An 11,546-nucleotide genomic window follows, 5' to 3' on the forward strand; every position below is an offset into this window, starting at 1 on the left:
AGAAGGTGAAAAATTTGTTTAGGCACTTAAGACCTGTATGGGTAGAAGTAAATTTAGATAATTTGTCTCACAATATGAAGGAAATTAGGAGAATTTCAAAGAGTAAAGAAATAATAGCGGTAGTAAAGGCTGATGCCTACGGTCATGGTGCATTAGACATTGTATCTACATTATTGGAAAATGGAGCTACAAGACTTGCTGTAGCTGTTGCTAATGAAGCTGTGGAATTAAGAAGAGGAGGAGTAACCTGTCCTATAATGATACTGGGCTTTACTCCTGATAGGTTAATAGAAAGCCTTTTAAAATATGATATTGAACAGACAGTGTACAACTATGACTTAGCTGAAAAAATAAGTAGTATGGCAGTTAAAAATAATAAGGTTGCAAAGATTCATATAGCACTGGATACGGGTATGGGTAGAATAGGGTTCAAACCTGATTTACATGGAATAGAACAGGTATATAAAATAAGCAAATTGCCAAATATAATACTTGAAAGTGTATTTTCACACTTCTCCTCAGCAGACGAGGAGGATAAGGGTTATACAAATATGCAGTTTGAAAAATTCAAATGGTTTTGTAATAAACTAAAAGAAGAAGGTATTAATGTAAATATAAGGCATGTTGCTAACAGTGCAGCAATTATAGATTTGCCAGAAACCCATTTAGAAGCTGTAAGGCCAGGAATAATAATGTTTGGGTATTATCCTTCAGAAGAGATAAATAAAGAAAAAATTAAATTAAAGCCTGTTATGTCACTGAAAACTAATATAGTGCATATAAAGGAAATGGGCGCAGGAGAATATATAAGTTATGGGAGAGCTTTTAGAACTGAAAGAGAGAGTGTTATAGCGACATTACCTGTGGGTTATGCAGATGGATACACTAGATTCTTATTCGGGAAAGCTAAAGTTATAATAAATGGCGAATATGCCCCTGTAATTGGGAAAATATGCATGGATCAGTGTATGATAGATATAACAGATGTTCCTAATGTTAAGATAGGTGATGAGGTTATACTAATGGGAGAAGGGGAAAGGCTAAGCATTAATGCAGAAGAAATAGCAGAAAAGATAGGAACTATAAATTATGAAGTAATATGTATGATTAGTAAAAGAGTTCCTAGGGTATACTTAAAAGGTAATGAGATAGTAAAAATAAGGAACTATGTCTAGGCTGGATAAAAATTGAAGAACTAAAATTGTTTTGACATTGTATTAAATAAAGGATTATAATTGTCTTGTACATATCTATGCATAGGTTAATAGGAGGTATTGAAATTCAATGTCAAGCTCAAAGAGATTAGTTGTAAACCTCTCAGAAACACTAAATAATGAATTTAATAATGCACTAAAAGAGGATTCTAAAAAAAGAAGTGAATTTATAAGGGAAGCTATAATATTATATATAGAAGAGAAAAAATTATATAGAGAAATAGAACAAATGAAAAAAGGTTATATAGAGATGGCTAATATAAATTTGGAAATTGCAGAGATGGGCTTTGCAAGTGACGCTAATGAATTAAAAGAATATGAAGCGAAGCTTTCGGGGTGTGATTTGTCCGATGACGACGATAGTGAAAAGAGGAGATATATTTTATGCTGATTTGAGCCCCGTGGTTGGATCAGAGCAAGGGGGCGTACGACCTGTTATAATTATACAAAATGATGTTGGAAATAAATATAGTCCAACTGTTATTGTAGCAGCCATTACTTCACAGATAAATAAAGCAAAACTACCTACACATGTGGAAATATCTTCCGAGGAATATGGATTAAACAAAGATTCAGTTGTTTTGCTTGAACAGATACGAACCTTAGACAAAAGAAGGTTGAAAGAAAAAATTGGGCACATGACTGATGAAGATATGGTAAAAGTTGATGGTTCACTTTTGATAAGTATTGGATTAAAACAATGAGGGCTTTTTAAGCCCTTACTTTTATGTAATAATATAATATAGATATATTTTTTAACAGGAGGGTAAAAAGATGAGTAGAAGTTTAGAAGAACTTAAAGGCGTAGCTAAGAAAATTAGAAAAGATATCGTAACTATGCTTACAGAGTCACGTTCAGGACACCCAGGAGGTTCCTTATCAGCAGTTGAAATCTTAACTACTTTATATTTCAAAGAAATGAATATTAACCCAGAAAATCCAAGGGATTTAGATAGGGATAGATTTGTTCTTTCTAAAGGACACGCGGCTCCAGTTTTATATAGTACTTTAGCTAGAAGAGGTTTTTTTAATATAGATGAATTAAGTACTTTGAGAAAAATTGGATCAATTTTACAAGGACATCCTAATATGAAAGAAACTCCAGGAGTGGATATGTCTACTGGATCTTTAGGACAGGGAATTTCTGCTGCTGTAGGAATGGCTTTAGCGGGAAAGTTAGATAAAAAAAGTTATAGAGTGTATACATTACTTGGGGATGGAGAATTAGAAGAAGGCCAAGTGTGGGAAGCATCTATGTCTGCTGCTCATTATAAGTTAGGCAATTTGACTGCATTTATTGATTATAATGGTCTACAGATAGATGGTCCGTGCAAAGAAGTAATGTCACCAGAGCCAATTGCGGATAAGTTTGTGGCTTTTGGATGGAATGTAATAAGCATTGATGGACATAGCTTTGAAGAAATTATAAATGCTATTGAGGAAGCAAGAAAAGTAGAAGATAAGCCAACAGCTATTGTATGTAGAACAATTAAAGGTAAAGGAGTTTCCTTTATGGAAAACGAAGCTGGTTGGCATGGAACAGCTCCTAATTTAGAACAATGTGAAAAGGCATTAAAAGAAATAGGAGGGGAAGAATAATGGCAGTTAAAATAGCTACAAGAGAAGCTTATGGTAAGGCTCTAGCAGAGCTTGGAAGAGAAAATGAAAAGGTAGTAGTTTTAGATGCAGATTTATCTAAGTCTACTAAAACAGCAGATTTCAAAAAAGTATGCCCAGAAAGATTTTTTAATATGGGAATAGCTGAGGGAAACATGATGACCGTAGCAGCGGGGATGTCATCTTGTGACAAAATACCTTTTGTAAGTACCTTTGCTATATTTGCTACTGGAAGGGCTTTTGAGCAAATTAGAAATTCAATATGCTATCCAAAGCTTAATGTAAAAGTATGTGCCACTCACGCTGGATTAACAGTAGGAGAGGATGGAGCTTCCCACCAATCAGTGGAAGACATCTCTTTAATGAGAAGCATACCAAATATGGTAGTAATTTCACCTTCAGATGGAATAGAAACTGAAGCTGCTATAAAGGCTGTAGCAGAATATAACGGTCCTTGCTATGTAAGACTTGGTAGATCAGCTGTACCTGTTATAAATGATTTTGAAGGATATGAATTTCAAATAGGTAAGGCTGTAAAATGTAGAGAAGGAAAAGAGGCTACTATAATTGCTACAGGAATAATGGTAGATGCTGCTTTGGAAGCTTATAATATATTAGCTGAAGAAGGTATAAAAGTTAGGGTTTTAAATATACATACTATAAAACCTATAGATAAGGATGCTATAATCAATGCGGTGAGAGAAACAGGAGTAATTATAACCGCTGAAGAACATAGCATAATCGGAGGATTAGGTTCTGCAGTATGTGAAGTTGTAAGTGAATATAGCCCTGCTCCAGTAGTAAGAGTAGGAGTAAAAGACACTTTTGGAGAAAGTGGAAAACCTGAAGAATTGTTAAAAGTTTATGGATTAACAGCTGAAGAAATCGTTAAAGCAGTTAAAAAAGGATTGAGTTTGAAATAATTAATATAACAAATTGCTTTAGAAGTTTTACTTCTAAAGCAATTTGTTATATTAAGATCATGAGAGTGAGGAATACTATGAAAGATTATATAAAGGATATACTATATAGTATTAAGATAGCTTTATTTATATTTTTAGGTGGATTTATATTAGGTGGAGTTATAACTTTAATGGTGACCAAAGGAAATATTATGAGCTCTATTGTCTGGGGAGCTAGAGTGTCACAATATGTATCTTTTATTGGATTACTTATATCAGCTATATCCTTTACTAATGAGAACTCCATGAGACCTTTAAACTATGATAGAGAATGGAAGACCTATTTTGGCAAATTTAATTTATCTTTTGCTATATTTTTCATTTCATTATTTATTCTAATACTTTCAATAATAGTTCAAGATTCTATATGGTATTTAACTAATTAAATCTAAGCAAAAAAGAAGGGGTTATTATGAAAAAATTTAAAGAATATTTTTTTATCACTTTAGGTGTATTTATGGTTGCTTTATCAACAAACCTATTATTAGCTCCAAATAAGATAGCAGCAGGTGGAGTAATAGGTATAGCTATAATCGTTAATAATATTGTTCCATTCCTAAGTATTGGACTTATAACATTAATTATGAATGTAATACTTTTTATAATTGCTTTTATTTTCATAGGTAGCAAGTTTGGTGGAAAAACTATTTATGCTAGTTTAAGTTTATCAGGCTTTATATGGTTGTTAGAAGATGTATTTAAAATCACAGAGCCATTAACTAATAATTTATTTTTAGCTTTTGCCTTTGGTACTATAATAGCTGGTATTGGTATGGGGATTACATTTAATCAAAATGCTTCTACAGGTGGTACCGATATAATTGCTAAAATTGCTAGCAAATTTTTTAATATACCTATTGGGAAATCACTTCTTGCTATAGATTTCATAATAACAATTTTTTCAGCAATTTCCTTTGGTATAGAAATAGGTATGTATTCATTGTTAAGTGTTTTGTTCAATGGATTTGTAATTGATTTTATGATTGAAGGGCTAAACATATGTAAGCAAGTTATGGTAGTCAGCGATAAATGTGAAGAAATAAGTAAATTTATAATAGATGAGCTAGAAAGAGGATGTACGTTTATCAATGGAATAGGAGCGTATACCCGTAAAGAAACTTATATTTTATATACTGTGCTTAGTAGAAGGGAATTTATTAGATTAAAAGAATACATAAAAGAAATAGATAAAAAAGCATTTATAACTGTTGGAGATGTGCACGAAGTATTAGGTGAAGGATTCAAGGATATAGCCGGAGAAGAATAGATAATAGTTTAATATTTGATCATATATTTACGAAATATAAAAGAGCTTGGCGGCTCTTTTTTTGTACAATAAATTATTTTATTGAAAAATTATAATATAAGAACAAATTGAAAAAAATTTGTAGCAATTATAAATTTTTTATTAAATGTCGTCTTTAATTTTTGCATTTATTACATTTTATTTCTATAATTTATTTATACAAAAATAGACGATTATTGTGTTATAATAACAATAATGAAATTTGTCTCACTAATTTTGTAAAAAAAGAGGAGCGGTTAACAAATGATTGAATTTAAAAATGTAAATAAAGTTTATAATAATAATATATTTGCCTTATCTAATATGAGTTTAACTATTAACAAAGGAGAATTTGTGTTTTTAGTTGGTCCTAGTGGAGCAGGTAAATCAACTTTTATAAAGTCATTGCTTAAAGAAATAGAACCTACTAGTGGAAGCATTTTTATAAATAATGTTAATATTGGTGAACTTAAGAGAAAAGATATACCTCACTACAGAAGGAAAATAGGTATGGTATTCCAAGATTTTAGGCTTATACCGACACTAAATGTTTATGAAAATGTTGCTTTTGCTATGAGAGTTATAGAGATGCCTTTAAAAGAAATAAGAAAAAAAGTGCCTGCGGTTCTTTCTATGGTTGGACTATCTTCAAAACATAAAGCTTTTCCACATCAACTATCAGGAGGGGAACAACAAAGGGTTGCACTAGCAAGAGCTATTGTTAATAATCCCTCTCTATTAATTGCGGACGAGCCTACAGGAAACCTTGACCCAGAGACTGCCATGGAGATAATGGACATACTTAACGACATTAATCATGCAGGTACTACTGTACTTATGGCTACCCATGCTAAAGATATAGTTAACTCCATGAGGAAGAGAGTAATTGCCATAGAAAAAGGCGTTATAGTAAGAGATGAACAGAGAGGTGCATACGAATATGAAGATTAGTACATTTAAGCATTTTATTGTAGATGCTTGCAAAAGCTTGAAAAGAAACAGGACAATAAGTTTAGCATCTGCTGCTACAGTAGCAGCAACCTTATTTATATTAGGGGTTTTTCTACTAGCAGCTTTAGATGTTAAACAAGTTATAAAAGATGTAGAGTCTAAGGTAGAAATAAAGGTGTTTTTAAATAATGATATAACCATAGGAGAAGAAAAGGAACTAAAGGCAAAAATTGATAGCCTAGAGGAAATTACACACGTAGAATACGAAACCAAAGCACAAGCTATGGAAAAATTTAAAGAGCAATTAGGTGAAGATAATGCTTCATTAGTAGAAGGATTAGAAAAAGAAAATCCCCTTCCAAATTCCTATATTATTAAAGTAAAAGAACCAGGAATGGTTACAAAGGTTGTAGATGAAATAAAGGACATGGAGGGTATACAAGAAATTAAAGAGGGAAGAAAAGTAGTAGACACCATTATAAAAGTTACTAATACTATAAAATGGATAGGTATAGCTTTGTTTATAGTGTTAATTGGAGTTTCTTTATTTTTAATTGGTAACACAATAAAGATAACTGTTTACTCACGAAGAAAAGAAATAGGGATAATGAAGTTTATAGGTGCTACGGATTGGTTTATAAGATGGCCTTTTATTATTGAAGGAATGATTATAGGTCTAGTTGGTTCAATCGTCGGATGCGTATTACTATACTATGTTTATGCATTAATTTTTAACAAGGTAAATTCAATTGCGTTTATGGTAAAACTTATAGAGCCATCCTTTGTTTTACAAACTATATCTTGGCAGTTTGTAATTATAGGAATGATTATAGGAACTTTGGGAAGTATATTATCCATAAGGAAATTCCTTGCAGTTTAAAAATAGAATTTTAGAAAATAATATATTTAACACCCTACTTTGTAAGGTAGGGTGTTAAATGTTATAATTATTTATTATGTGCATATATTTTAAGTAATTTTTATTGTTAGGAGTGTAATAAATGAATAAGAAAAAGTGGATAGGATGGACTGTTGCGGCAGTAATATTTACCAACGCTTTAACCTTTATAGGACTCACTACATATCCGGTACTTTTGCCTAGTGGAAAAGTAATAATAAACAGAGAAGATTTTAGTAGATTAGAGCAATTTTATGATTTATTGGTTGTAAATGAAATTATACATGAGAGATATGTTGGCGAAATAGATAACGCTAAACTACAAGAGGGTGCTATTAAGGGAATGACATCAGCATTAGAAGATCCCTATACAGTTTATATGAATAAAGATGAATACAGAGAGTGGAACGAACATTCAGAAGGTAACTATAGTGGAGTTGGGTTATCGGTTCAATCTAAAGAAAATAAAATTAAAATTATAGATGTATTTGAAGGCTCTCCGGCTGAAAAGGGTGGAATAATGCCGGGAGATGAAATTCAAAAAGTAAACGGAACGGATGTAGATGGTAGTACCCTTGATAAGGCTGTTACAATGATGAAAGGGGAACAAGGAACCGAAGTAACTATAACCTTTTATAGGGAAGAAAAAGGAAGTTTTGATGTGAAACTAAAGAGAGCAAAAGTAAACATACCTATGGCAAAAAGTGAGATGCTATCTAATGGTATAGGATATTTACAGCTTTATAGTTTTGATGAAGATTCAGCAAAAACCTTCAAGAAAGAATTAAATAACCTAAAAGCACAAGGCATGAAAGGATTAGTAGTAGATTTAAGAGATAATCTAGGAGGGTACTTAGATCAATGTGTAGATATTGCCTCAAATTTTCTTCCTAAGGGAGAAGTTATAGTTTCTACTATGGATAAGTATGAGAATAAAAAAGAGTACAAATCTAAAGGTGGAGACTACATAGGATTACCTCTTGTAGTGCTTACAAATGAAAATTCTGCTAGTGCATCAGAAATTTTTGCAGGAGCTATAAGAGACTATAATGTAGGTACTCTTATTGGAGAAAAAACCTATGGAAAGGGATTAGTGCAAACTATATTTGAAACAGGTGAAGGAACTGCACTAAAGGTTACTATATCCAAATACTATACACCAAAAGGTGAAGACATAAATAAAAAGGGAATAGTGCCTAATGTTGAAGTTAAATATCCAGAGGAATTAAAAAAGAAACCTTATAATAGAGAGAATGATCCTCAATTTAAAAAAGCTTTAGAAGTAGTTGAAGAAAAAATTAGAGAGGGGAAATAAGTGATGAATATTGCACTTTATACCCTGAGAACTATTTCTTATGCTTTAGTAAATCCCTATTCTATGTTGTTTTTATTTGTACTAGGAATTTATTTATACAGACAGAATAGGAAAACATCATTGATGCAGAAAATGGTTATAGGGGAGCAAATAAACTCCCCTTTTGAATTGACTATTTCTCAAATTGTAATGGGGATATTTGCAGGGGTATTAGGAAGTCTACTTATGTCCTATTTAGGAGTAATGTTTTTTCAAAATTCTATTATAGAGATTTTGTTTTTAACTTCTATATTCTTAATGATGATTAATCCAAGATTTATCTGTTTTTCTTATTCTGGAGCTATTTTAGGAGGAATAAGCATTCTTAATTCTCTTGTAATCGCAAATGGTGGTAAAGGAATAGAGGTTTTTAAATTTGATATAACTTCTCTAATGTCTATGATAGCAATACTTCATTTTGTTGAAGGGCTTTTAATTATATTAGATGGAAGTAGAGGAGCTATTCCTGTCTTTGCAAAAATGAAAGATAAAATAGCGGGTGGATTTGCACTAAAAAGGTATTGGCCATTGCCAATTGCTATATTTATCATACTGAATAGTTCTACCATAGCTATTGCAGGTAAAGGTGTACCAATGCCAGAGTGGTGGCCAATCATAAAAACCACTATATCAAAGGATCTTCTAAAAAATGCTATGATATCATTAGCGCCTTTTTATGCTGTTTTAGGATATAATAGCGTAACTTTTTCAAAGAGTAAGGAAAAGAAGGCACTAACTTCTGGCTTATATGTGATGTTGTATAGCATAATATTATTCGCTTTAGCTCAATTGTCTCCTATAAATATAATTTTTCAAGTATTCATAGTAATATTTGCCCCATTAGCTCATGAAGCTTTAATAAAGCTTCAAAGACTTTCTGAAGAGAATGGAAAACCGAAATATGTAAGTGAAGATGGGATGAAAATATTATATGTATCCTCTTATTCACCAGCAGCTTCTATGAACATAAAAAGTGGCGATAGTTTAATGGAGATAAATGGGGAACCTATAGAAAGCGAAGATGATATTTTAAATATATTGAAAGAAACCACAGGAGATTTATTTTTTAAGATAAAAAAAGAAAGTGGGAAAATAAAGGAAATATTATATGGAAGAGAGTATAGAAAAAACATGTTGGGAATTGTATTTGTTCCTAAATATATACAGAAAGATAGGGTTGTATTAAAATTCAACAACGAGGATTTTTCGGATGTTCTCAACAATATTAAAAATAAAGATAAAGATAAAGATGGTGATGAATAGTATATGGGAGAACTTAGGATTCACTCTAAATTTAAACCCACAGGGGATCAACCTAAGGCTATTGACAGTTTAGTTCAGGGGATAAATAGAGGAGAAAAATTTCAAACTCTTTTAGGGGTTACTGGATCTGGTAAGACTTTTACAATGGCAAATATAATAGAGAAGGTACAAAAACCTACTCTCATTTTAGCTCATAATAAAACGTTAGCAGCACAGTTATGTTCAGAATTTAGAGAATTCTTCCCAGAAAATTGTGTTGAGTACTTTGTTTCGTATTACGATTATTATCAGCCCGAAGCATATGTACCCCAAACGGATACTTATATTGAAAAGGATGCATCAATAAATGATGAAATAGACAAACTTAGACACTCAGCAACATCGGCACTGCTTGAAAGAAGAGATGTAATTATTGTAGCTTCTGTTTCTTGTATTTATGGGTTAGGTAATCCTGATGAATATAAAAATCTTACTATATCTCTTAGGGAAGGTATGGTAAAAGATAGAGATGAGATATTAAAGAAGCTTGTAGAGATACAATATGAAAGAAATGAGATTAATTTTGTTAGAGGCACATTCAGAGTGAGAGGGGATGTACTAGATATATTCCCTGCTGCTTCTACCAACAAAGGTATAAGAGTTCAGTTTTTTGGAGATGAAATTGAAAAAATAAAGGAATTTGATGTATTAACAGGTGATACCATCGGAGTGAGAAAACATGTATCTATTTTTCCAGCGTCTCACTTTGCTACTTCAATTGACAGACTTCAATTAGCAATTAAAAAGATAGAAGAGGAATTAGAAGAAAGAGTAAAGGAATTGGTTGCCGCTGATAAACTACTAGAAGCTCAAAGACTTAAGCAGAGAACTAATTTTGACATAGAAATGATGAGGGAAATGGGATATTGCAGCGGAATAGAAAACTATTCTAGAATACTAGATGGTAGAGCAGCTGGATCCTGTCCACAGACTTTAATAGATTATTTTCCAAATGATTTCTTATTTTTCATAGATGAAAGCCACGTTACTCTTCCTCAGGTAAGAGGAATGTATGCTGGAGATAGATCTAGGAAAGATACTTTAGTGGATTACGGATTTAGATTACCTTCTGCATATGATAATAGACCATTAAAGTTTGATGAATTTGAGAATAAATTAAATCAAGTTGTTTTTGTTAGTGCTACCCCTGGAAACTATGAATTAGAGAATTCCTCAAATATAGCAGAGCAAATTATAAGACCAACAGGTCTATTAGATCCAGAGATTATATTAAAACCTGTAGAAGGTCAAATTGATGATTTATACGCAAGAATTATAGAAACTGTAGACAAAGGATATAGAGTTCTGGTAACAACTTTAACTAAGAAGATGGCAGAGGATTTAACTCAATATTTTAAAGAAATGAATATAAAGACAAACTACCTGCATTCCGATATAGACACCATTGAAAGAATGAAAATAATAAGAGATCTAAGAAAGGGAGAATTCGATGTACTAGTGGGAATTAACCTATTAAGAGAAGGATTAGACATACCAGAAGTAGCTTTAGTAGCGATACTAGATGCGGATAAAGAAGGGTTTTTAAGGTCTGATAGATCACTTATTCAGATAATAGGAAGGGCAGCTAGAAATTCAGAAAGTAAAGTAGTAATGTATGGAGATAAGATAACTCCTTCTATGGACAGAGCAATTAAAGAAACAAATAGAAGAAGAGGTATACAAACAGAATATAATGAAGAGCATAACATCATCCCTAGAACAATAATTAAAGACATTAGAGAAATTATCGAAGCTACAAAAGTTGGAGAAGAAAGCGTTGAATATGATAGTTTAGAAGAAGCAATAAAGGCTAATAATGATAATATAGAAAAGCTTATTCAGCAATATGAGATTGATATGAAGACGGCTGCTAAGGATTTACAATTTGAAAGGGCGGCAGAATTAAGAGATTTAGTACTTGAATTAAAAAAGAAATTAAAAAAATCTAAAGGCAAATAGAGGA

General features: G+C 31.8%; 12 protein-coding genes. All 12 read left to right on the top strand.

Annotated features, from left to right (window positions below):
* The first annotated feature begins 14 nt into the window (after positions 1–14).
* The 12 genes from alr (at position 15) to uvrB (ending at position 11,542) form a co-directional block, all read left to right on the top strand.
* Positions 15–1,175: an alanine racemase gene (gene alr / locus KQI86_RS12470; RefSeq protein ID WP_216439717.1), complete on the top strand. Its 1,161-nt coding sequence runs from the start codon at positions 15–17 to the stop codon at positions 1,173–1,175.
* Between the two features lie 109 nt (positions 1,176–1,284).
* Positions 1,285–1,605 (top strand): CopG family ribbon-helix-helix protein, encoded by a 321-nt coding sequence (locus KQI86_RS12475; RefSeq protein ID WP_216439718.1) that lies wholly within the window; start codon positions 1,285–1,287, stop codon positions 1,603–1,605.
* Positions 1,565–1,918, top strand: coding sequence for a type II toxin-antitoxin system PemK/MazF family toxin (locus KQI86_RS12480; protein ID WP_216439719.1), 354 nt, complete (start codon positions 1,565–1,567; stop codon positions 1,916–1,918). The genes KQI86_RS12475 and KQI86_RS12480 overlap by 41 nt, the downstream gene beginning before the upstream one ends.
* 70 nt (positions 1,919–1,988) lie before the next feature.
* Positions 1,989–2,813 (top strand): transketolase, encoded by an 825-nt coding sequence (locus KQI86_RS12485; RefSeq protein ID WP_216439720.1) that lies wholly within the window; start codon positions 1,989–1,991, stop codon positions 2,811–2,813.
* Positions 2,813–3,754 carry a transketolase family protein gene (locus KQI86_RS12490; protein ID WP_216439721.1) on the top strand — a complete coding sequence of 314 codons (942 nt, stop codon included), beginning with the start codon at positions 2,813–2,815 and terminating at the stop codon, positions 3,752–3,754. The genes KQI86_RS12485 and KQI86_RS12490 overlap by 1 nt, the downstream gene beginning before the upstream one ends.
* Before the next feature lie 77 nt (positions 3,755–3,831).
* The gene (locus KQI86_RS20200; protein WP_246582794.1) at positions 3,832–4,179 is read left to right on the top strand and encodes a hypothetical protein; all 348 of its coding nucleotides are present in this window, start codon (positions 3,832–3,834) and stop codon (positions 4,177–4,179) included.
* 26 nt (positions 4,180–4,205) lie between these two features.
* Positions 4,206–5,060, top strand: coding sequence for a YitT family protein (locus KQI86_RS12500; RefSeq protein WP_216439722.1), 855 nt, complete (start codon positions 4,206–4,208; stop codon positions 5,058–5,060).
* A 282-nt stretch (positions 5,061–5,342) separates the two neighbouring features.
* Positions 5,343–6,029 (top strand): cell division ATP-binding protein FtsE, encoded by a 687-nt coding sequence (gene ftsE / locus KQI86_RS12505; RefSeq protein ID WP_216439723.1) that lies wholly within the window; start codon positions 5,343–5,345, stop codon positions 6,027–6,029.
* A complete protein-coding gene (ftsX, locus tag KQI86_RS12510) occupies positions 6,019–6,909 on the top strand; it encodes a permease-like cell division protein FtsX (protein WP_216439724.1) in 891 nt (296 codons plus the stop codon). The genes ftsE and ftsX overlap by 11 nt, the downstream gene beginning before the upstream one ends.
* A gap of 121 nt (positions 6,910–7,030) precedes the next feature.
* Positions 7,031–8,242, top strand: coding sequence for a S41 family peptidase (locus tag KQI86_RS12515; RefSeq protein ID WP_216439725.1), 1,212 nt, complete (start codon positions 7,031–7,033; stop codon positions 8,240–8,242).
* A 3-nt stretch (positions 8,243–8,245) separates the two neighbouring features.
* A complete protein-coding gene (locus KQI86_RS12520; protein ID WP_216439726.1) occupies positions 8,246–9,544 on the top strand; it encodes a PDZ domain-containing protein in 1,299 nt (432 codons plus the stop codon).
* Between the two features lie 3 nt (positions 9,545–9,547).
* Positions 9,548–11,542, top strand: a complete 1,995-nt coding sequence (gene uvrB, locus KQI86_RS12525; RefSeq protein ID WP_216439727.1) for an excinuclease ABC subunit UvrB — start codon at positions 9,548–9,550, stop codon at positions 11,540–11,542.
* Positions 11,543–11,546: the final 4 nt, after the last annotated feature.

The organism is Clostridium mobile (assembly GCF_018918285.1).
GTDB lineage: Bacteria > Bacillota > Clostridia > Clostridiales > Clostridiaceae > Clostridium_AW > Clostridium_AW mobile.